General features: G+C 63.1%; 18 protein-coding genes and 1 tRNA gene. 11 read left to right on the top strand and 8 right to left on the bottom strand.

Annotation, left to right across the window (positions count from 1 at the left end):
- Window positions 1-116: 116 nt before the first annotated feature.
- The 4 genes from O4H53_RS13535 to O4H53_RS13520 form a co-directional block, all read right to left on the bottom strand.
- Window positions 117-1,043 carry a NaeI family type II restriction endonuclease gene (locus O4H53_RS13535; protein WP_269364452.1) on the bottom strand — a complete coding sequence of 309 codons (927 nt, stop codon included), beginning with the start codon at window positions 1,041-1,043 and terminating at the stop codon, window positions 117-119.
- Between the two features lie 66 nt (window positions 1,044-1,109).
- Entirely contained in the window at window positions 1,110-2,069 is a 960-nt protein-coding gene (locus tag O4H53_RS13530; protein ID WP_114273333.1) for a DNA cytosine methyltransferase, read from the bottom strand.
- A 346-nt stretch (window positions 2,070-2,415) separates the two neighbouring features.
- Window positions 2,416-3,291, bottom strand: a complete 876-nt coding sequence (locus tag O4H53_RS13525) for a lysophospholipid acyltransferase family protein (RefSeq protein WP_269364450.1) — start codon at window positions 3,289-3,291, stop codon at window positions 2,416-2,418.
- Between the two features lie 345 nt (window positions 3,292-3,636).
- Window positions 3,637-3,712 (bottom strand) — tRNA-Thr (locus O4H53_RS13520).
- 276 nt (window positions 3,713-3,988) lie between these two features.
- Here O4H53_RS13520 and O4H53_RS13515 point away from each other — a divergent pair.
- Window positions 3,989-4,864 carry a hypothetical protein gene (locus O4H53_RS13515; RefSeq protein ID WP_269364448.1) on the top strand — a complete coding sequence of 292 codons (876 nt, stop codon included), beginning with the start codon at window positions 3,989-3,991 and terminating at the stop codon, window positions 4,862-4,864.
- 12 nt (window positions 4,865-4,876) lie between these two features.
- Here the strand turns inward: O4H53_RS13515 and O4H53_RS13510 are convergent, their stop codons facing one another.
- On the bottom strand, window positions 4,877-6,295 hold the full coding sequence (locus O4H53_RS13510) for a pyridoxal phosphate-dependent decarboxylase family protein (RefSeq protein ID WP_269364446.1): 1,419 nt from the start codon (window positions 6,293-6,295) through the stop codon (window positions 4,877-4,879).
- 69 nt (window positions 6,296-6,364) lie between these two features.
- Window positions 6,365-7,255: a 2-dehydro-3-deoxygalactonokinase gene (locus tag O4H53_RS13505; protein WP_269364444.1), complete on the bottom strand. Its 891-nt coding sequence runs from the start codon at window positions 7,253-7,255 to the stop codon at window positions 6,365-6,367.
- Between the two features lie 167 nt (window positions 7,256-7,422).
- Between O4H53_RS13505 and O4H53_RS13500 the strand changes: the two genes are divergently transcribed.
- The 8 genes from O4H53_RS13500 to kynU all read left to right on the top strand — a co-directional run bounded on the left by O4H53_RS13500 (window position 7,423) and on the right by kynU (window position 16,562).
- On the top strand, window positions 7,423-9,714 hold the full coding sequence (locus O4H53_RS13500) for a bifunctional salicylyl-CoA 5-hydroxylase/oxidoreductase (RefSeq protein WP_269364442.1): 2,292 nt from the start codon (window positions 7,423-7,425) through the stop codon (window positions 9,712-9,714).
- Window positions 9,711-10,445, top strand: coding sequence for an SDR family NAD(P)-dependent oxidoreductase (locus O4H53_RS13495; protein WP_269364441.1), 735 nt, complete (start codon window positions 9,711-9,713; stop codon window positions 10,443-10,445). The genes O4H53_RS13500 and O4H53_RS13495 overlap by 4 nt, the downstream gene beginning before the upstream one ends.
- Window positions 10,442-10,906, top strand: a complete 465-nt coding sequence (locus O4H53_RS13490; protein ID WP_269364439.1) for a MarR family winged helix-turn-helix transcriptional regulator — start codon at window positions 10,442-10,444, stop codon at window positions 10,904-10,906. The genes O4H53_RS13495 and O4H53_RS13490 overlap by 4 nt, the downstream gene beginning before the upstream one ends.
- A complete protein-coding gene (locus tag O4H53_RS13485) occupies window positions 10,896-11,696 on the top strand; it encodes an enoyl-CoA hydratase family protein (protein ID WP_269364437.1) in 801 nt (266 codons plus the stop codon). The genes O4H53_RS13490 and O4H53_RS13485 overlap by 11 nt, the downstream gene beginning before the upstream one ends.
- A gap of 81 nt (window positions 11,697-11,777) precedes the next feature.
- A complete protein-coding gene (locus O4H53_RS13480; protein WP_269364436.1) occupies window positions 11,778-12,926 on the top strand; it encodes an acyl-CoA dehydrogenase family protein in 1,149 nt (382 codons plus the stop codon).
- A 1-nt stretch (window position 12,927) separates the two neighbouring features.
- Window positions 12,928-14,547 (top strand): AMP-binding protein, encoded by a 1,620-nt coding sequence (locus O4H53_RS13475; RefSeq protein WP_269364435.1) that lies wholly within the window; start codon window positions 12,928-12,930, stop codon window positions 14,545-14,547.
- On the top strand, window positions 14,544-15,371 hold the full coding sequence (locus O4H53_RS13470; protein ID WP_269364432.1) for a tryptophan 2,3-dioxygenase: 828 nt from the start codon (window positions 14,544-14,546) through the stop codon (window positions 15,369-15,371). The genes O4H53_RS13475 and O4H53_RS13470 overlap by 4 nt, the downstream gene beginning before the upstream one ends.
- Entirely contained in the window at window positions 15,372-16,562 is a 1,191-nt protein-coding gene (gene kynU / locus O4H53_RS13465; RefSeq protein ID WP_269364430.1) for a kynureninase, read from the top strand.
- Between the two features lie 167 nt (window positions 16,563-16,729).
- Here the strand turns inward: kynU and O4H53_RS13460 are convergent, their stop codons facing one another.
- Window positions 16,730-17,467, bottom strand: coding sequence for a helix-turn-helix domain-containing protein (locus O4H53_RS13460; protein WP_269364429.1), 738 nt, complete (start codon window positions 17,465-17,467; stop codon window positions 16,730-16,732).
- Window positions 17,468-17,584: 117 nt separating this feature from the next.
- Here O4H53_RS13460 and O4H53_RS13455 point away from each other — a divergent pair, with 117 nt between their 5' ends.
- The gene (locus O4H53_RS13455) at window positions 17,585-18,427 is read left to right on the top strand and encodes an SMP-30/gluconolactonase/LRE family protein (protein ID WP_269364428.1); all 843 of its coding nucleotides are present in this window, start codon (window positions 17,585-17,587) and stop codon (window positions 18,425-18,427) included.
- Between the two features lie 200 nt (window positions 18,428-18,627).
- Here the strand turns inward: O4H53_RS13455 and O4H53_RS13450 are convergent, their stop codons facing one another.
- Complete coding sequence (locus O4H53_RS13450; RefSeq protein WP_269364426.1) at window positions 18,628-20,652, bottom strand: PhoX family protein; 2,025 nt, start codon at window positions 20,650-20,652, stop codon at window positions 18,628-18,630.
- 210 nt (window positions 20,653-20,862) lie between these two features.
- On the opposite strand from O4H53_RS13450, the gene O4H53_RS13445 reads away from it, so the two are divergent.
- On the top strand, window positions 20,863-22,359 hold the full coding sequence (locus O4H53_RS13445; RefSeq protein ID WP_269364424.1) for a 5'-nucleotidase C-terminal domain-containing protein: 1,497 nt from the start codon (window positions 20,863-20,865) through the stop codon (window positions 22,357-22,359).
- Window positions 22,360-22,533 lie beyond the last annotated feature (174 nt).

Genomic DNA, 22,533 nt, shown 5'->3' with positions numbered 1-22,533 from the left:
CTGTATTCAATGAACCGAACTTTGAGTCCGGGTGACTACAGCGTTTCGGGATGAACTTGAAACATCCAACATCACTTTTCGCGTTCGAGTGCAGGGAGAGACAGCGAACAAGTGATTCAGGTATATCCCGAAGCGCTATCGGGGTCAGGCGGCCAGACCAACGCAATGCCATGGGCCGCCGCCAGATCGGCCTCGCCCTGCGACACCGGCCGGTAAGAGACAAATTCGCTGCCCGAACAGGCGGGCAGCCCCAGGGCGGCAATCAGCGGCGCGTCATACTGGCCGGAGAGCAGCAGAATGCCCTCGCGGGCCAGATGATCCCGGGTGCCCCTGCCATTGTCCGACCGGATGCGCCGCATGAAATCCTGTTGCTGGGCCACCGCCTCGACCACGTCGCGGGTGATCGGCGCGCGCTGCACCGCGCGAAACAGATTGGCCATGCGCTGATTGCCCGACGTCCCTGCAAAGATGCCTTCGATCACATCGGCGGGAACCCTGCGCCAGAAGTTCGGCGGATAGGGATGATCCAGCAGCATCCAGAAGATATTGGCGAACCCCGGCGCCGATACGCTTTTCTTGGAATCCTTGTTCTGGCCCAGGGTCAGATATTCCGGACGTGCCACGATCAGACCGAGGTAGCAGCGCGCGCGAAGCTCATCGGCGGCCACAAGGATGCAGGGATGGCCGATGGCTTCGGTCGGGATCATCCAGTTGCTGCCCATCGTGTTCTTGATGTCCACGTCATGCCCGAGAATGACAGTGTCCAGCCTGCCTTTGGGCAGTGACAGCATCGCGCGCAGCTCAATCTCGACCCGCGTGCCGATATAGGTCTTTTCGGTCTTTTCCAGCTCATCGTAAGAGCGCCGCCCCGTCTTGGGGGTCATGATCACATCATCGACGCATTGGCGCAGCATGGCCGAGAACCCGGCGGCCAGCGCCCCGGCCCCGCCCGCGCGTTTCGTGATCTCATCCGCGATTGCGCTCAGCAGGTCGTAATCGCGGTGACCCGCAAGAACGATGCTTTCTGGGATGGTCTTTTTCAAAGGCCCGCCGCTCTGACTTTCGGTTGTGTCTCAGCACGCTGTCACAGGCGGGCGGCTGTGGAAAGCCTAGCCGTTGACCACGCGCAGCACGCGCTTGCGCAGCACTTTTGCGATCTGACCCGATACCGCCTGCGCAACCGGCGGCGGAAAGGCATTGCCGACCTGGCGATAGGCATTGGTCTTGGCCCCGGTAAAGTGCCAGTCGTCCGGGAAACCCTGAATCCGCGCCACCATCGGGACCGTCAGGCGCGGCATCCCCGTGAAAAAGCGATCGGGTGCCTCGGGCGCAATGGTCCGCCCCTCGACGCCCAAAGTGGCCCAGGCCGCCCGCGCGCGTGTCGGGCCAAGGTCCGGGCCGCCATGTTTCTTGGAACCGCCCACGATGGTCGGCGCAATTTCATCGGCCTTTGCAGCCCATTCCGCCGCACCCGGCCAGCCCCGCGCCGCCATCAGGTCTTGCAATGTTTCCCCGACCGACGGCGGGTTGTGCACATTCGCTTCCGGCCAATCGAAGTATTCCGCACGGTCCTTTGCAATTGCCACAATCACCACACGCGGCCGCAGCTGCGGAACGCCATAGTCCGAGGCGTTCAGCAGCCGCCAGTCCGTCTGATACCCCAGCTTGTCCAGCTGTGTTTTCAGCCGCTCCCGATAGTCATGGAAAACCGCGCCCAGGAAACCGCGCACGTTTTCGATCATCACCGCGCGGGGGCGGGCGGCGTCAATAATGTCGATGGCATCGTTGAACAGGTTACGCTCGTCCTTTTCGCCAAGCTGTTTCCCGGCGATGGAGAATGGCGGGCAGGGCAGGCCGCCTGCCAGAAGGTCCACACCCTTGTAGGCCTCGGCACCCTCCTTGAAAAGACGCATGTCTTCTTCAAGCACGTTCCAGCCGGGCCGGTTGTGGCGCAGCGTGTTGCAGCAATGACTGTCGATCTCGACCAATGCGGTATGGGCAAATCCGGCCTTCTCAAGCCCGAGGGCCTGACCGCCGGCACCAGCGCAAAGTTCTACGGATGTCAGCACTGCTGTCGGCCCTCTTCATCGTGATGGAAACGATCTGTCATCCCCGCGTCCACGTCAATAGTTCTGTATTCGTTCCTACTCGATAGCCGCGGTCCGGGCAACCTTCAAAAGCCATCCCATGCAGGACTTTTATCCGGGGGGCGAGGGTAAGTCCAAACCGCCGGACTCTCGCTATGAACGAAGGACGAGCGGGGGGCAGGTCAAAGGCTTTGGGCCATCTTCATGGACGGCCCGGAACGGACCTTCGGCAGTACATTCTGAGTTGGGCCGGGCTCTCCGAAAGCGGACTTTGAACATTTAACGGAGTAGTTTCAAAGGCAGGAAGCAGAAAGGCTCAGACCTTCGCTTACTCCACCCCCCAACGCCTTAGCATCCAATACCACTGTTCCGGGTTTGCCATGATCCGCGCAGATAGACTGTCGTTGAACGCGCGGGTCATGGTTACGCTGTCGGAGTGGGGGATCGGAGCTTCGAAGTCCACCTGAAATGCGTTGCCGTCGTCAACGCGCGTACCATAGGCGGGAATCATGGGCAGATCATATTTCAGCGCAAGCTGAGCGGCGGCCAAGGATGTCAGCGCATCAATCCCAAGAAACGGTATTCGTACACCTTCGGCATATTTTTCATCCAACAAGATGGAGATAATGCCTCCATCTCTCAGGTGTCGAACAAGCCCCCCGGTTCCCACACGGCCGGTTGCCAGGATCGGTCTTCCCCCCGCTTCGATACCGGCAAGAATCCGTCGCGCATAATGACGGTTCTTGTGCGGCCGATACACAGCCCCGCTTTCGAGCCCATGCATCCTGATCACAGCGCGAACAGCTTCCCACTGCCCGAAATGGCCGGAAACAATGATTGCTCCCTTGCCTGCCGCGTTCGCCGCTTTCAGAGCATCAAGGCCCGGGCCTGAGCTCCTGAATTTGTGGTGTTGGGTCTGAAATTCGGCATCGTGATAGATCTCAAAGAGTGTCCGCCCCATCTGGCGGCCCATACGCTGGCCTAGCTTGGCGCGATCACTGCGCTTCATATCGGAAAAAACCCGTCTGGCTTCGCGGTCAAACCGGTGTCTTGCGGGCGGAAACCAACGCATTACCGTTCCACATGCTGTCCCCAATGCGCGAGACTGCAAATCAAAGGCGCGCCATCGATTAATGGTCAGCGCCGACCACAAAGGGAAGTATCTGGCGTGATGCAAAACTGATTTCAGGGATGTTGACAGCATGGCTCAGTATCAACGGGTTCAGCGTCAATGCCAATCGAAAAGGCTGGCACAGGTTGTCCCGGTCGCTATCTCGGCAACGATGGCGGTGTCGCGCCGCACCCTGCCGGAGTTGACTGCTGATCGGGTAAGGGCATGCACCAAAGCACCTTTGTCCGCCTTACAGCCGAGATTGAACGTTTCGAGGCCGCGTCGGATGCGGCCTTCGTCGGATACTTCCAGACGCGCTTTGACCTTCTGAGCAATTGATCGACAGCGCCATGAACCCGTCAAAGGTGGTTCTGGGGTGGATTGAACTGTAGTTCGCTCCAGAAAGCCGTTTAATTACAAGATTTTATTGGAATTAAATGGTGCCCCCACACGGACTCGAACCGCGGACCTACTGATTACAAATCAGTTGCTCTACCAGCTGAGCTATAGGGGCCGTCGCCTGAGGCGATGACGCGTTGAAGGGGATGTCCGTTCAAGCGTGGGCGTTCTTTAGTGGATCGCGATTGCGGATGCAAGCGGGTCCGTGAGGCTCGGTGAAAAATCTTTTGCCCCGCGGTGCCGTTGTGATCGACCGGTCGGGCGGGCAGGCCGGGCGGCAGGTGATCCGGCCGGTTTTCACCGGGCCGGACGGGGCGCGCATTTGCAGTTTTACACAGATGCCGCAACGGGATAAGGAAGGGCGAAATCAGGAAAGTGCGAAGCAAATACCATGCAGTTGATCTTGCATACTGGCGCCCATTACACCGAACAGGACCGGCTGATCAAATCCATGCTGCGCAATGCCGCCCAGTTCCGGGAACGTGGAATCATGATCCCCGGTCCGGGGACCTACCGCAAGCTGGTGCGCGATACGCTGAACGCGATGCACCGGGCGCCGGCCGGGCCCGATGCGCGCGCGGTGCTCCTGGATGTCATCCTTGATGATGACCCCGCCGACCGGGTGATCCTCTCCGATCCCAATTTCTTTCGCACCGCAGGCACGGCGGTGCGGCAGGGAAGGCTCTATCCCGACGCGGCAGCGCGGATGCGCAACATGTCCGAGATTTTCCCCGACGATGAGGTGGAGATCTTTCTGGCGATCCGCAATCCGGCGGCGCTGTTGCCGGTGCTGCATTCCGTTGCCCTGGAGAAATCCGATACCGCCTTCTGGGGCGGGCGCGGGCCGCTGGATGTCAAATGGTCCGAAACCCTGTTGGCGATCCGTCAGGCCGCACCTGATATCCCGATCACCGTCTGGTGCAACGAGGACATGCCGCTGATCTGGTCCCAGATCATCCGCGAGATGGCGGGTGTCGAACATCACGAGAAGATTGCAGGCGGTTTCGACCTGTTGGCGGCGATCATGAGCAAGGAAGGCATGCAGCGCTTCCGGGCCTATATCGACAGCCACCCCGGCATGTCCGAGATGCAGAAACGCCGGGTGATTTCGGCCTTCCTCGACAAGTTCGCGCTGGAGGAGGAGATCGAGGAAGAGCTCGACATGCCCGGCTGGACCGATGAGCTGGTCGAACAGATGACGGATATCTATGACGAGGATCTGCTGACCATCCAGCGCATTCCCGGTGTGACTGTCGTCGCGCCCTGAGGTCGTTCCGGCTCAGGCGGGGTGCATATCCGCCGCCAGTTCCGTGATCACGTCAAACGCCATCTCCACATCTTCGGCTGTTGCGGTAAAGGCGCCGGCCTGGAAGCGGATCACCAGCGCGCCGTCGATCCGGGTCTGTGTCAGATAGATCCGCCCGTCGTCGTTGATCCTGTTCACCAGGTCCTGGGTCAGCGCGTCCAGGTCCCCGGCACCGGGGGGCGCATAGCGGAAGGTAAAGAGCGACAGCATCGGCTGGGTCACGATCTCGAAACCCGGCACCCCGCCCAGCCGCTGTGCCAGCGCCACGGTCCAGTCCACGTGGTTGCGGATCATCTGGCGCAGCCCGTCCAGCCCATGCGCCCGGATCAGGAACCACAGCTTCAGCGCGCGGAACCGGCGGCCCAGCGGTACGGACCATTCGGAATAGTTGATGATCCCGTCTGCGCCATGGGTTTTCAGATACTCCGGCTGGATCGCCAGCGTTTTCACCAGCGTCGCAGGGTCCCGCAGGAAATGGGTGGTGCAGTCGAATTGCGCGCCAAGCCATTTGTGCGGGTTCAGCACCACCGAATCCGCGCGTTCCACCCCCGCCCAGAGGTTCTGGAATTCTGGGCAGATCATGGCGGAGCCCGCCCAGGCCGCGTCCACATGGGTGTAAAGCCCCTCGGCCTCGGCCAGATCCATCACGCGGGCGATGTCATCTGTCGCCCCCGCACTGGTGCCGCCGACACAGGCGATGATCCCGGCAGGCAGCATCCCCGCCGCCCGGTCCGCCGCGATAGCGGCGCGCAGGGCAGCCACATCCATCGCGCGGGTGGGGCCGCCTGTGGGGATGCGCACAAGATTTGCCTCGCCGATGCCGCTGATCCAGATCGCCCGGTCGATGGAGGTATGCACCTCGGCCGAGCAATAGATGCGCAGGGTGGGCTGACCGCTCAGCCCTTCGGCATTTCCCGCCCAGTCCAGCGCGCGTTCCCGCATGCTGAGCACCGCACAAAGCGTCGCGGTGCTGGCGCTGTCCTGGATCACGCCCGAGAATCCTTCGGGCAGGCCGATGGCCTGGCGCATCCAGTCGCAGACGCGGGTCTCCAGTTCCGTCGCCGCCGGCGAGGTCTGCCAGAGCATGCATTGCGCCGCGATGGCGCTGACATAATATTCCGCCAGGACCGATATGGGGGCCGCATTGGCCGGGAAATAGGCAAAGAAACGGGGGTGCTGCCAATGGGTCATCCCCGGCAGGATGGTCTGTTCCAGATCGGCAAGGATGTCATCGACGGGCTGTGCCGCATCCGGCGGGCAGAGCGGCAATTGCGCCAGCACATCGCCCGGCTTGCTGCGCGCCCTGACAGGCCGCGCGCGCAGGTCGCGGTGATAATCCGATGCCCAGTGCGCGGCATCCGCGCCGCGCTTTCGAAACTCTTCCCAGTTCACAGCCGCTCTCCCCGTTTAACTTATCATGTTAAGTAAGCGCGGCATCGGCACAGGTCAACAGGCTTGATGTCAGCCCTCTGTCAGGCGGTAGGCGGCGGTCAGCCCGGCCAGTGCCATGCGGGCCGCTTCCGCGACGGTTGCGGGAGCGCCCTGTGCCTCCAGCGCCGCCACATAAAGGCGGGTCTGTTCCGGCGCGCCGATCAGGGCCAGGTTCTGACCCAGCCAATAGGGGCGCGCCGCCGCCAGTTCCGCCCCGATCAGCAGACCGTTCAACTGTGCAAGCGCCGCGCCCTCTGCCGCAGAATCCGACAGATGCCCGGAGCGGATCGCCAGCAGACGGGCGGCCAGACGTTCGGGTCGGCTCAGGCTGTCCGACACCGCCGCGCCAAAATCGGCCATGTCGATGGTGGCTTGGGCCAGGGCAGGGCGCAGGGTCGAATGTTGCCGAAGCAGCGTGACCAGCTCGCCGCTCATGAAACTTTGAAAGCTGACCACTTCGCCCGCGCTGACCTCGGCCCAGATGCTGTGTGGCCCGGTCAGGCAGATCACCCCGTCCCAGCCGGGGTTGAGCGCCAGGAACCCGGCGATGCGGGTTTCCCCGCCCTGCATGACATCGGCGGGGGACTTCTGCCGCAATCCAGGCACCGGGTAGAGCGGCGATGCGGCGTCACTGGCGCGTGGCAGGCTTTCGCCCAGTGGCGTACAGGGCACCGCCCGCAGCGCGGCCGCACTGCCTTCAAGGGGGCCGCAGATCACCACCGGCGTCTTGCTGCCGAGCTGCCAACCCGCGGTCAGGTCCTGCAGGGCAGGGCGCAGCCCGTCAGCTGTCAGGTCACGCGCGTTTGATCCGGCCTGCTGCACCTGCGCCACCGCGCGGCCGCCCTGCATCGCCCAGGCCCACAGCCCATGCGCGCCTGCATCCACTGCAACCCAATCGGGATTTATCTGTTTGTCAGTCATGGCGCGACATTGGCCCAATCGGGCGGCAAGGGCCATCCTCAATCCGACGGAAAGGCGGGTCCGGGGGCAGGGAATGCATTTTACTTCAACCTTAAAATATTTTTGCTTGAAGTAAAAAATAAAACCGCATAGCCTTGCGGCAACTGCTTTGAAGAGGGGATGTGACCATGCGTGCAATTTGTCTGGGCGGCGGTCCCGCCGGGCTGTATTTCGCCATTTCGACCAAGTTGCGGAACCCGGATGCGGATGTGACCGTGCTGGAGCGCAACAAGCCTGACGATACATTCGGCTGGGGCGTGGTGCTGTCGGATGAGACATTGGCCAACCTCGAAGCCAATGATCCCGTCTCGGCCCGCGAAATCCGCAGCCACTTTGCCTATTGGGATGACATGGCGCTGGTCTACAAGGGTCAGAAGACGGTCAGCTCCGGCCATGGGTTCTGCGGCATCGGGCGCAAGCAATTGCTGATCATCCTGCAGGCGCGGGCCCGCGAACTGGGTGTGAACCTGCAATTCGAAACCGAAGTCGAAAGCGCATCGGCCTATATGGACGATTATGACCTTGTGGTCGCCTGCGACGGGCTGAATTCCAAGACCCGGCTGGAATTCCAGGACACTTTCCAGCCCGACATCGATGTGCGCAAATGCCAGTTCCTCTGGCTTGGCACCCATCAGAAATTCGACGATGCCTTCACCTTCATCTTCGAGAAGACCGACAAGGGCTGGCTTTGGGTGCATGCCTATCAGTTCGACAAGGACACGGCGACCTTCATCGTCGAATGTTCGCAGCAGACATTCGACAACTACGGCTTTGGCGACAAGACGCAAGCCGAGACCATCGCGATCTGCGAAGACGTGTTCAAGGACCATCTGGCTGGCCACAGCCTGATGACCAATGCCAAACACATCCGGGGGTCCGCCTGGATCAGGTTCCCCCGCGTGTTGTGTGAAACCTGGCACCACAAGAACGTCGTTCTGCTGGGGGATGCCGCCGCGACGGCGCATTTCTCCATCGGCTCGGGGACCAAGCTGGCGCTGGAATCCGCGATCTCGCTGGCGGAGCATGTACACGAGGAACGCGACATCGCGAAAGCATTCGAGAAATATGAAGACGCGCGCAGACTTGAGGTGCTGCGCCTGCAATCGGCGGCGCGCAACTCGCTCGAATGGTTCGAAGATGTCGAACGCTACCTCGATCTGGACCCGGTACAGCTGAACTATTCGATGCTGACCCGCAGCCAGCGGATCAGCCACGAGAACCTGCGCGCGCGTGATTCCAAGTGGCTGGAAGGCGCGGAAAAGTGGTTCATGGAGCAGGCGGGCGCGGGCAGCAATGGCCCGGTGCGCGCGCCGATGTTCGCACCCTTCCGCCTGCGCAAGATGGATCTTGCCAACCGCATCGTTGTCTCGCCCATGGCGCAATACAAGGCGGTCGATGGCTGCCCCACCGACTGGCACCTGATCCATTACGGTGAACGGGCCAAGGGCGGCGCCGGGCTGGTCTATACCGAGATGACCTGCGTCTCGCCCGAGGGGCGGATCACGCCCGGCTGTCCCGGCCTCTATGCCCCCGAACACGAGGCAGCGTGGAAACGCCTCACCGATTTCGTCCACGCAGAGACGGGTGCAAAGATCTGCAGCCAGATCGGCCATTCCGGGCGCAAGGGCTCCACCCGGATCGGCTGGGAAGGCATGGACATGCCGTTGAAAGAGGGCAACTGGCCGCTGATTTCGGCCTCCGCCATCCCATGGTCGGATGGCAACGCCACGCCGCAGGCGGCGACCCGCGAAGACATGGACAGGGTGCGCGATGAATTTGTCGCTGCCACCGAAATGGCGGAGCGCGCGGGCTTTGACATGATCGAACTGCATGCTGCGCACGGCTATTTCATCTCCTCCTTCATCTCGCCGCTCAGCAATGTCCGCACGGACGCATACGGCGGCAGCCTGGAGAACCGCATGCGCTACCCGCTGGAGGTTTTTGCCGCCATGCGCGCGGTCTGGCCCGAAGACAAGCCGATGTCGGTGCGCATCTCTGCCAATGACTGGGCTGGCGATGACGGGGTGACCCCGAAAGAAGCGGTTGAAATCGCAAAGATGTTCGAGGCGGCAGGCGCTGACATCATCGACGTTTCCGCTGGTCAGACCTCGGTGAACCACCCGGCAAGCTATGGCCGCATGTTCCAGACGCCCTTCTCTGACCGCATCCGCAATGAGGCCGGGATCAGGACGATGGCCGTCGGCAACATCTATGAGGCCGATCATGTCAATTCGATCCTGATGGCGGGGCGCGCCGATCTTGTCTGTCTGGCGCGGCCGCATCTGTCGGACCCCTATTGGACGCTGCATGCCGGGGCCGAGATTGGCGACCGCCACGCGAAATGGCCGCTGCCCTATGAAGCGGGCCGCGATCAGACCTGGCGGCTGGCCGACCGCGCGGCGGAAGTGGAACAGGTATGACAGGCCATGTGATCGTCACAGGGGGCGGCACCGGCGTGGGGGCGGCGATTGCCCATGCGGTGGCGCAGACCGGTGTGGCCGTCACCATCATGGGCCGCCGCGAAGCGCCGCTGAAAGCGCAGGGGCTGCCCTATCAGCTTTGCGATGTGACCGATCCGGAAGCGGTGGCCGCAGCCTTTGCCGCCGCGCGTGACGCACAGGGGCCGGTCACCGGGGTGATCGCAAATGCAGGTGCCGCCCATTCGGCACCCTTTCACAAGATTACCGCGCAGGACATGGCCGAGATGATGGCGGTCAATGTAACGGGCGTCTTCAACGTCTGGCAGGCGGCGCTGACCGGGATGAAGGAGGCGGGCAAGGGGCGGCTGATCGTCGTCGCCTCCACCGCCGGGCTCAAGGGCTATCCCTATGTCGCGGGCTATGTCGCGGCGAAACACGGCGTCGTCGGCCTGACCCGCGCGCTGGCGCTGGAGCTGGCCCGCACCGGCATCACCGTAAACGCCATCTGCCCGGGCTTCATCGACACGCCGCTGCTGGCCCGCAGCGTCGACAACATCGTGCAGGCCACCGGCAAGAGCGAAGATGAGGCGCGCGCCATCCTGGCAAAGGCCAGCCCGCAAAACCGCTTTGTCGAAACCTCCGAGGTCGCTGCCGCAGCGCTCTACCTGCTGTCTGACGGTGCTGCCGCCGTGAACGGCCACACGCTGTCCCTCTCGGGGGGCGAGATATGAGCGCCGCCAAGGACCGCTTGCGCCTCTGGCTGCGCCTGCTCAAGGTGGTGCGGGGCATGGAACAGGAAGTGCGCGAGAAACTGCGCCGCGAACACAATACGACGCTGCCGCGTTTTGACGTGATGTCAGCCCTGTCGCGCCACCCCGAAGGGCTGAAGATGAGCCAGCTGAGCGGGGTGCTGCGGGTGTCCAACGGCAATGTGACCGGCATCGCGGACCGGTTGAGCGACGAAGGTCTGGTCGAGCGGACCCCGGTGCCGGGCGACCGCCGCGCCATCATCCTGCGCCTGACAACGGCCGGTCAAAAGGAATTTGCCCGGCAGGCGCGGGCGCATGAGGAATGGATCGACAAGATGCTGGCCGGCGTCAGCCCCGCCGATGCCCGCGAGATGGCCGAACGGCTGCAAGCCTTTGCGACCGCTGCCGAATCTGAAGAAAAGGAGACTGCAAATGCGCAGTGACGTGAAGCATTTCATCTGTGACATCAAGGACGGGATCGCAACAGTGCGGCTGGACCGGCCGGACCGCAAGAACCCGCTGACCTTCGACAGCTATGCCGAGCTGCGCGACTGGTTCCGCGATCTGGTCTATGCCGATGACGTGGACGTGGTGATCTTTGGCTCCAACGGCGGCAACTTCAGCTCCGGCGGGGATGTGCATGATATCATTGGTCCTTTGACCAGGATGAACATGAAGGATCTGCTGCGGTTTACCCGGATGACCGGCGATCTGGTCAAGGCCATCGTGAACTGCGGCAAACCGGTGATCGCTGCCGTCGACGGCATCTGCGTCGGTGCCGGCGCGATCATCGCCATGGCCTCCGACCTGCGGCTGGCGACGCCCGAGGCAAAGACCGCGTTTCTTTTCACCCGCGTCGGGCTGGCGGGCTGCGACATGGGGGCCTGCGCAATCCTGCCGCGCATCATCGGCCAGACCCGGGCGGCTGAGCTGCTTTATACCGGGCGGTCGATGTCGGCGGAGGAAGGCGAGCGCTGGGGCTTTTTCAACCGTTTGACCGAAGCGGAGGTGCTGGAGGCCGATGCGCTGAAGCTGGCCCAACAGATCCAGGCGGGGCCGAACTTTGCCCATATGATGACCAAGACCATGCTGGCGCAGGAATGGTCCATGTCCATCGAACAGGCGATCGAGGCCGAGGCACAGGCCCAGGCGATCTGCATGCAGACCGGCGACTTCGAGCGCGCCTACAAGGCCTTTGTGGCCAAGGAACGCCCGGTCTTCGAAGGGAACTGAGTGGTGTGATCTGGCGCCCTTCGGGGCGCTGCCCCGGACCCCGGGATATTTTTGACCAAAAAGAGAAACAGGTGATGTGCAATGTCTGACCGCAGTTTTCTGACCTGGCCGTTCTTCGAAGACCGGCATCGCGAATTGGCGGAGGCGCTGGACCAATGGGCCGGCAAGGCGCTGGGCGAGGTGGATCACAGCGACACCGATGCGGCCTGCCGCGATCTGGTGGCGCGGCTGGGGGCGGGCGGCTGGCTGCGCCATTCCGGTGCCGAGGGCGCGGAGGTGCTGGACGTGCGCAGCCTCTGCCTGATCCGCGAGACGCTGGCGCGCCACGATGGTCTGGCCGATTTCGCCTTTGCCATGCAGGGGTTGGGCACCGGGGCAATCTCGCTGTTCGGCACGCCCGAGCAGCAGGCGACCTGGTTGCCAAAGACACGGGCCGGAGAGGCGATTTCCGCCTTTGCACTGACCGAGCCGCAGTCGGGCTCTGACGTGGCCAGCTCGACCATGACCGCCGAAACCGATGGCAACGGTTTTGTGCTGAACGGGCGCAAGACCTGGATCTCCAACGGCGGAATCGCCGATGTCTATACGGTTTTTGCCCGCACCGGCGAGGCGCCGGGGGCGCGGGGGCTGTCGGCCTTTGTCGTGCCCGCCGACACGCCCGGCCTGAAGGTGGAGGAGCGGCTGGAAACCATCGCGCCGCACCCGCTGGCAACCCTGCATTTCGACAATGTGAAAATCCCCGGCTCCGCCCTGATCGGGGAACGCGGCAAGGGGTTCGGCATTGCCATGTCGGTGCTGGATGTCTTCCGTTCCACCGTGGCGGCCGCGGCCCTTGGCTTTGCCCGCCGGGCGCTGGACGAGGCGATTGCCCGGGTGACGACCCGCAAGGTGCAGGGGGCGCCGCTGGCCGATCTGCAGATGGTGCAGGGCCATATTGCCGACATGGCGGTGGACGTGGACGCAAGTGCCTTGTTGATCTACCGCGCGGCATGGACCAAGGATTCCGGTGCGCCGCGCGTGACCCGCGAGGCCGCGATGGCCAAGCTCTTTGCCACCGACCACGCGCAACAGGTGATCGACAAGGCCGTGCAACTGCATGGGGGCGACGGTGTGCGGCACGGCCAGATGGTCGAAAGCCTCTATCGCGAGATCCGCGCGTTGCGCATTTATGAAGGGGCGTCCGATGTGCAACGCGTCGTGATCGCCCGCCAGACATTGGGAGGATACTGACATGCTTGGCGTTTCGGCTCATACAGATACATTCACCCGTGACAACCTGCCGGCCCAGGGCGACTGGCCCGATTTTCTGCTCGATGGGTTTCCCTATCCCGAGAAGTTGAACGCCGGATCGGAACTCACTGATCTTATGGTGGAAAAGGGCTTTGGAGACCACACCGCCCTGATCGGGAACGGGCGGCGGCGCACCTATAAGGAACTGACCGACTGGACCAACAAGCTGGCCCGCGCACTGGTTGAAGACCTTGGCGTAAAGCCCGGAAATCGCGTGCTTATCCGTTCTGCCAACAATCCGGCAATGGTGGCCTGCTGGCTGGCGGCGACCAAGGCGGGCGCGGTGGTGGTCAACACCATGCCGATGCTGCGCGCCCGCGAACTGGCGGCCATCGTGGACAAGGCAGAGATCAGCCATGCGCTTTGCGATACCCGGCTGATGGACGAGATGACGACCTGTGCCAAGACCTCGGATTTCCTGACCACCGTCGTGGGCTTCGACGGCACCTCCAATCATGATGCGGAACTGGACCGGCTGGCGCTGGAAAAGCCGGTGAAATTCGATGCGGTGCAGACCTCGGCGGATGACGTGGCGCTGCTGGGCTTCACATCCGGCACCACCGGCAGCCCCAAGGCCACGATGCATTTTCACCGCGACCTGATGATCATCGCGGATGGCTATGCCCGCGAGGTGCTGGGGGTCACGCCGGAAGATGTCTTTGTCGGCTCGCCGCCGCTGGCCTTCACCTTCGGCCTGGGCGGCCTGGCGGTATTCCCGCTGCGCTTTGGCGCGGCCGCGACACTGCTGGAGACGGCAAGCCCGCCGAATATGATTGAAATCATTGAGAAATTCAAGGCAACTGTCTGTTTCACCGCGCCCACGGCCTATCGCGCCATGTTGCAGGCGATGGAAGAGGGCGCCGACCTCAGCTCGCTCCGCGCGGCGGTCAGCGCAGGTGAAACCCTGCCAGCGCCCGTCTATCACGACTGGAAGGAAAAGACCGGCAAGCCGATGCTCGACGGGATCGGCGCGACGGAGATGTTGCATATCTTCATTTCCAACCGCTTCGACGATCACCGGGCCGCCTGTACCGGCAAACCGGTGACAGGCTATGAGGCCAAGGTGATCGACGAGGCAGGCGCGGAAGTGCCGCGCGGCGAAGTGGGGCGGCTGGCCGTGCGGGGGCCGACCGGCTGCCGCTACCTGTCCGACGACCGGCAGCGGGTCTATGTGAAAGACGGCTGGAACATCACCGGCGACAGTTTCACCATGGATGAGGACGGCTATCTGCATTTCGCGGCACGCAACGATGACATGATCATCTCTGCCGGGTACAACATCGCCGGGCCGGAGGTGGAGGCGGCCCTGCTGAGCCACCCGATGGTCAGCGAATGTGCGGTCGTCGCCGCCCCGGATGAGGCGCGCGGCTCCATCGTGCAGGCGCATGTGGTCCTGGTGGATGGTGCGCCGAAAGATAGCAGCACAATCAAACTGTTGCAGGATCATGTTAAGGCAGAGATTGCGCCCTATAAATACCCCCGCGACGTCCGTTTCGTGGATGCGCTGCCCAAGACGGCAACCGGGAAGATCCAGCGTTTTGCACTGCGGGAGAAAACATGAGCGATTTCGACAGCGCCTCCGAAGGGGCAAAGATGGATTTCGCCAGGGACATGTCCTATGGCGATTACCTGGGCCTGGATGCCATCCTGACGGCCCAGCATCCGCAAAGCACGGCCCATGACGAGATGTTGTTCATCGTGCAGCACCAGACCTCGGAGCTGTGGATGCGGCTGGCGATCCACGAATTGCAGGCGGCGCGGGCGTCGATGCAGCAAGGCAGGCTGCAACCGGCCTTCAAGATGCTGACCCGCGTGGCACGGATATTCGAGCAGTTGAATTCGGCCTGGGACGTGCTGCGCACCATGACCCCCAGCGAATACACGGCTTTCCGGCCAAGCCTCGGAAATTCCAGCGGATTCCAGTCACATCAATACCGGTTGATCGAATATCTGCTGGGCAACCGCATCGGCGCGCTGATGAAGCTGCACCAGCACAAGGCGGATGCCTATGAGGCGCTGAAATCGGAACTGGCCCAGCCCAGCCTCTATCAGGTTGCGATTGAGACGCTCTGCGCGCGGCTGGAAGTGCCGTCATTGGCAGGTGCGCCGGGCGAGGGTGACTGGCAGGCCGACCAGGCGTTGCAGGACCTGTGGCAAAAAATCTATGAAGACCCGGAAACCCATTGGGAACTCTATGAACTTGCCGAAAAGCTGGTCGATCTTGAGGATTACTTCCGCCGCTGGCGGTTCAACCATGTCACCACGGTGGAACGCATCATCGGCTTCAAGCGCGGCACCGGCGGCACCAGCGGCGTGGCCTATCTGCGCAAGATGCTGGAAGTGGAGCTGTTTCCCGAATTGTGGCACGTGAGAGGAGCGCTGTAAGTGGCTGATGTATTGAGAAAAGAACGGTTCATCCTGCCCGAGGGCGTGATCTATCTGGATGGCAATTCGCTCGGGCCGATGCCTGTGGATGTTCCGGCACGGGTCTCCGGGGTGATGAACGTTGAATGGGCGCAGATGCTGATCCGCGGCTGGAACAAGGCCGGGTGGATGGCGATGCCCTCCGACGTGGGCAATGCGGTGGGCCGGTTGGTCGGCGCGCCGGAAGGTTCCGTGGTGATGGGCGACACCCTGTCGATCAAGGTCTATCAGGCGCTGGCCTCGGCGGTGAAGATGCGCCCGGATCGCCGCGTGATCCTCAGCGATACCGGCAACTTCCCCAGTGACCTCTATATTGCCGAAGGGCTGGTGGGCCTGCTGGAACAGGGCTACGCGCTGAAAACGGTCGAGCCGGAGGCGGTGGCAGCGGCGATCGACGATACCATTGCCGTGGTGATGCTGACGGAGGTCGATTACCGCACCGGCCGCAAGCACGAGATGAAGCCGATGACCGAGCTTGCCCATGCGGCGGGGGCGGTCATGGTCTGGGATCTGGCGCATTCGGCAGGGGCCTTGCCGGTGGATCTGGCGGGCTCAAACTGCGAATTCGCGGTGGGCTGCACCTACAAGTACCTCAATGGCGGGCCGGGCGCGCCCGGGTTCATCTATGTGCGCCCCGATCTTGCGGATGCGGCAGAGCCGGCCCTCAGCGGCTGGCTGGGTCACCGCGCACCCTTTGACTTCGATCTCAACTACACGCCCGGCCGGGGCATTGAACGGATGCGCGTCGGCACGCCGCCGATCCTGCAGATGGCCGCGCTGCAAGAGGCGATGAAAGTCTGGGAGGGCGTGGACATGCAGGACGTGCGCGCAGCCTCCATCGCCTTGCAGGAGCAGTTCATCGAAGAGGTGGAGCGTGATGTGCCGCAGCTGACACTGGCCAGCCCGCGCGATTCCGCGCAGCGCGGCAGCCAGGTGTCCTTCCGCTTCGAACAGGGCTATGCCGCGATGCAGGCGCTGATCGACCGGGGCGTGATCGGCGATTTCCGCGCGCCGGATATCATGCGTTTCGGCTTTACGCCGCTTTATCTGGATGCAGGCGATGTGAGTGCTGCGGTTGCGGTGATCCGGGACGTCATGGCGAACAAGTTGTGGGACGATGAAGCCTACAAGGTGCGCAACCGCGTCACCTGATCCGCAGCCCTGCGGAGAAAGCTGCAGTCGATCACTGGCACCCGGGCCGGGGGACGGCCCGTCATGTCGCAGAGATGCTTCCGGCATGAAGCGCGGCGGCCTGCGGCCCTGATTCCGCGCGAAGATCTGCTGTGGCACAGACCGCATATCAAACCCGGCTATATCCCTCACTTGCCCTCAATCGTCAGCAGGCTGGAGAACTGGACGCGGGACCAGGCCAGACTGAGCTTATGGCTTTTGAGCGCAGATGCGGGCAGCGTCAGCTGATCCTGTCGCGCCATTTCGGACAGCTCGCGGTTCAGCCTGCGCAACTCCGTCATCATATGGCGGGCCGTATCGTCCGATATCCGGCGTGACTGGGTCAGAAAGGCGGCGGCCTCGGTATCCGGTGCCAGAAAAACCTGACGGACAAAATCGAGGTTGATCTTCATCAGGGCACGATGCAACGGCCCGTCGCGCCTGAACTGGATCGGATGCTCCAATAACAGGCGGATGCGTCCGGTTGCCTGCACTTCAGCAAGTCCAAGTCGTTCAAGTTGCTGCCCCATCCTGAGCGTATCGCCCGGCTCCAGCTTGAACTGGCGCGCGATTTCTTCGACGGGCATGCCATCGTGCAGCAGAATGAAGAAGTTGAACAGCGAGGGATCACCGGCCAGTTGCGCCTCGATACGGTCCCCGAGCATGACTGGCGTGACCGTTGTACGTCTGGCTTGTGCCACCACGTCTTCCAGCGACAGCCCCAGCGCATCGCAGATTTCGACGATCCTGCTTAGCTTGTCGTCGCGTGCGGCAAAGACGCGTTTGATCGTCGGCTCGGAGGTTTCGAGCCTGCGGGCAAGCTCCGCGTAGGTGATCTTGCGCGCCCGCAACACTGTCTTGAGTGTTTCGAAAATTCTCGCTTGCACGGCGGCCTCTGATGCTGCTTTCGACTTTCTGGTATCGAAAATTGATACCCAGAAGTTAAATATTCTCCATTTCGATCATTATCAGTAACTCAACTTAGGTCAAATGAGGATTTGGATATGATCAAGAAAACGATGTTGGCAGGGCTGGCTCTGGTCCTGAACACAGGTGCCGTACTGGCGGAAGAAAACTGGACTGCGGGTGGTTTCGACATGCCGGAATCGGCCCTGTTCGATAGGGCGCGAAACCGGATCATTCTCAGCACCATCATCGGCAATCCGGGCGTTGCCGATGGGCAGGGCAGCCTTGTGCTTCTGTCACCGGAGGGTGACGTGATCGACGCCAATTGGGCGGAGGGGCTGGACGCACCGAAAGGAATGGCGATCGTAGGTGACATGTTGCTGGTCGCCGATCTAACCCGACTGCATGAAATCGACCTTGCCACGGGAGAAATCCGCCGGTCCATTGCCATGCCGGAGGCCGTCTTTCTCAATGACGTCACTTCCGATGGAGAGGTCGCCTTTGTGAGCGATCTGATGACGGACAGCCTGTGGCGCTACGCCGATGGGGCGTTCACGCTCTGGCTCAGCGACCCGCAGCTTGCCTACCCCAACGGCGTTTTCCTTGATGAAGGACGGCTGCTTGTCGGGTCATGGGGCGCCGGCCTGCGCGACGATTTCACAACCGAAACGCCCGGGTCGCTGCTGTCCGTCTCATTGGACACAAGGGAGATCAGCGTCGTCGCGCCGGGCATCGGCAATATCGACGGCATCACCCGGATCGACGACGCAATCCTCGTGAGCGATTGGGTGACGGGCGGGCTGTTCGAGATCGGCCGTGACGGTGTGGCAGCGCAGACGGCCCAATTTGCACCGGGGCTTGCCGATATTTCATCTGACGGAAGCACGCTGTACCTGCCGATGATGCTTGATGGCACGTTGATTTCTCAGGACTATCCCTGATCGGGGTTACTGGCCCCCAGGGCACAGAGGCAAAAACCCAGGATCGGGAAAACCTGTTGTGAACGCTGCGTAACGTCAAGCCGCGCGGAACGATGGGTTGCTGGTCTGGCCGGCCCCCGATCTGACACAAAGCCGGTTGCGCAAGGCACCCAACAGAAAGGGGCCCCGCAAGCAGGGCCCCTTCGTCAATGCCAGCGATTTCAGACCGCGATCTTGCCGCCGCCCTTTTTGGTGACCACCACCACAGAGGGGCGCGGTGGCATGGCCGGGTCGAAGTCCGGCCAGCGGGTTGCCGGGTCTTCGAAGGTCGAGTCGCGCTCAAAACCCGCGAGGTCCTTGGTCCCGTCGGTGCCGGGGTGCTGCACGGCCAGGAACAGCGTCTCGCCATTGTCGGTGAAGTAGGGGCCGCACATCTCGCCGCCGACGGGGCAGCGGAAGAACAGCTTTGACGTGCCGCGCGCCTCGCCTTCGGTCTCCAGCGCATAAAGCCCGTCCGACTTGCCCGTCTTGCCCCAGTTCGACCCCTGATCGGTAGAGATCCACAGCCGCCCGTCCGCGTCGATGACGCAGTTGTCGGGAGATCCGAACCAGCCGTTTTCCGAGGTTTCGGGGTTCCACTGTGCGCCCACCTCGGCAATTGCCGGATCGCCGCATTTCACCAGGATCGACCATGTGCCGCGGGTGGCCGAATGGTTGCCGCCGTCTTCCTTGATCTCGATGATGTGGCCAAAGTTGTTCTCGGGGCGCGGGTTGGCGGCATTGGCCTCCTCGCGGCGCGAGTTGTTGGTCAGCATGATATAGGCGGTGCCGTCGCCGCGCGGCTGCGCGTCTTCGGGGCGGTCCATCGGGGTGGCACCGACCAGATCGGCAGCGATGCGCGTGTCGATCATCACATCGCCCTGGTCGTTGAAGCCGTTTTCAGCCGTCAGCGGCCCTTCGCCATGCACCAGCGGCAGCCATGTGACCGTATCGTCCTCGTCAAAGCGCGCGACATAAAGCGTGCCTTCTTCCAGCAGCTTGGTATTGGCGGCGCGGTCGTCCGACACGGTGCCGTCAGAGACATATTTGTACTGATAATCAAAGCGGTTGTCGTCGCCCATGTAGATCACCAGCTTGCCATCCGAAGCGACAGTGGTTTCCGCGCCCTCGTGGCGGAACCGGCCCAATGCGGTGTGTTTGACCGGGGTGGAGGTCGGGTCCATCGGGTCCACTTCGACCACCCAGCCGAACTTGTTCGGCATGTTGGGCTCACGGTCGACGTTCCAGCGGTCGTGGGTCTTGCCCCAGGCATACCAGGCCCCCGGCACGCCGTAGCGCTTGTAAGAGACCGCCTCGGGGTTGGCGCTGTCGATCACCGGTTTGCCCTCGGCATCGACATTGTCGGTCCAGAAATAGCCGTGGAAGTTCTCTTCGGCCATCAGCCAGGTGCCCCAGGGGGTCAGGCCGCCCGCGCAATTGTTGATGGTGCCGATCACCCTGGTGCCGGTGGGGTCGTCATTGGTCATCAGCCGCGCGTGGCCCGCGGCGGGGCCGCTCAGGGTCATTTCGGTGTCCAGCGGGGTGATGCGGCGGTTCATCTTGCCGTCGCGCACCACAGACCATTGGCCGTCTTCACCTTGCGTGATCTCGACAACGGAGCCGCCGTGGGCGGCCATCTCGATGTCGATCAGCTCGGGCGTCATGCCAGAGAAACCGTCCCGGTCCTGGCGGCCCAGACCGGGGAACATGACTTCTTCATTGGTGTATTCGTGGTTGACGCAAAGCAGCCCGCGCGTGCCTTCGTCGTTCAGCGGGACAAAGCCCACATAGTCGTTGTTGTAGCCGAACTGCTTGAGCTGAGCCGCCGCCGTCTGGTTCATCACGTCGAATTCCGGCGCGTCGGCCATGATCGGATCGCCCCAGCGCAGCAGGATCTGCGCGTCATAGCCTTCGGCCACATGGTGGGTCTCGTCATTGCCCGCCGTCACCTCGTCAAAGACATAGCGGCTGCCGGCATCTGCCGCCTGCGCCTGTTTCGGCGCGATCAGCGCCGAGGTGCCGAACAGCGCCGTCGTGGCCGAGACACCCAGCATCCCGCGCAGCATGTCGCGGCGCCCGTAGCGGGCGTTGATCACATCGCCGATGGTCCGGCCCAGGTTGGGGTTTGTCGGGATGTCATCGAAGGCTTCAAAGGCTTCGGCCTTGTTGCCGATGCTGGGGTCGTTGACGATGTCGCTGCGCTTCATTGCGGGAATCCTATGGCTGTGTTTCGCTGCGCCGTCTTTGACGTCGAAGTGTTGTCGTTTCATGACAAAACTGACCTAAAATCCCGGCGATGTCCCGTGTCTTTGGTCATTCTCCGCAGGCAGCGGCGCCGGGCCTTGCGACAAGGGGGGCAAGCGGGCAAGCTGGCACCGGTCGCCCATCAGGGGCGACAATACAGGGAACGGTCGAAAATGATAACGCGTCGCGAGGTCTTGGGGCGGATGATTGCCGCCGGTGCCGGGCTTGGGCTGTCGGCGCGGCAGGGGATGGCACAGGACCGCTATGATCAGGCGGCGCTGCTGGATTTCTACCCCCTAGGCGACATCACCCTGCTGCATTTCAGCGATCTGCGTGGCATGGTCCTGCCGCATCATCTGCGCCCTGCAGCGGTGCGTTATGGCCCTGACCGGGTGCCGAACCTGACGGGCGAGGCGCTGCGCATCCGCTACGGGATCGGCGGGCGCACCCCGATGGATGCCGCGATGACCGCCGAAGGCTTTGACGCGCTGGGTGCCATCTATGGGCCGATGGGCGGGCTGGCGCATTTGGCCGCTGTCATCGGCGCGGTCCGCAGCGCGCGGCCCGGTGCCATCCTGCTGGACGGGGGCGGCAGCGGTACGGATCTGGCGGGGCCTCTGCTCAAACCGGATGCACAAAGTTTTGACCGCGCGGTGCCGCAGCCACCCCCCGGCGCGCTGGCCGCCAATGCGGAAGGTCAGCCGGATCACGCGGTTTTCACGCGGGGCGGGGCGCAGGTTGCCGTGATCGGCCTGGCCGATCCGCACCGTCCGGAGACCGGATTTTCGCTGGAGGGGCTGCAACAGGCCGTCGCCTTGCGCCGTGCCGCCGGGGCGGCTGTTGTCATCCTGCTGTCGCAGATGGGGTTCGAAGCGGACCGCGCCCTTGCCTCGGGGCTGGAAGGGGTCGATCTGATCTTTTCGGGGCGCTCGGGCCATGCGCTGCCAGAGCCGGAGGTGCTGGGCGGCACGCATATCGTCGCTTCCGGGGCACAGGGCCAGTTCGTGACCCGCGTCGATATCGCGGTGAAGGACGGGCAGATGGCTGATCTGCGCCATGGCCTGATCCCGGTTTTCAGCGAGTTGATCAGGCCGGATGCCACGGCCCTGCAGGCCCTGGGCACGGAGGCGGATGCAGCGGTCGGCAGCGCCGCCGACATGCTGCACCATCGCGACAGTTTCAGCGGCACCTGGGAGGCGCTGATCGGGGATGCGATGGTGGCAGAGACGGGGGCCGACCTGGCGCTGGTGCCGCCCCTGCGCGCGGCAGAGACGATATTGCCTGGCCAGCCGATCCTGACGCGGCATCTGGCGCAGGTGGCGCAGGGGCGGCATCTGGTCAAGCGCCGCCTGACCGGAGCGGCCGTTGCGGTGCTGCTGGAAGCGGCGGCCCATGCGGCCTTTGCCGAAGACCCCTTTGCCCGGCAGGACAGCCGGATGTGGCGGGCGGCGGGCCTGTCCTTTGCCATCGCGCCGGGGGCCCCCGAGGGCGCGCGCATTTCCGATCTGACCCTGCTTGCGGGCGGGCGCGCGCTGGACCCGGCGGAGGAGATCACGGTCGCCTTGCTGCAAGCGGGGGGCGGCACCGCGCTGGAACCGGCGCTGGTGCGCTACATCACCCGGCGCGGGCAGGTCACGGCCACCCCGGCACCGGTTGTCGTAAAGGGGTGAACCCTGCATCTGCCGCCGCCATGTCGGCATTTCGCTGGTCCGGCGGGGCGGGCTGCCGGAACGGGCATTTCGCGGCTTTTAATCAATTGCGTCAGTCAGATCGCCCAAGCGGCGGACCAAGGCGGACCGGCCCCCCTTGAACCCCCTCTGCGCCGCGACTAATCTCTGGGTAAG

Origin of the sequence: Sulfitobacter sp. G21635-S1, assembly GCF_027213915.1 — a bacterium.
Taxonomy (GTDB): domain Bacteria; phylum Pseudomonadota; class Alphaproteobacteria; order Rhodobacterales; family Rhodobacteraceae; genus Sulfitobacter.
Note: the sequence above shows the minus strand (reverse complement) of the source record. Positions and strands in the feature narration are given on the sequence as shown.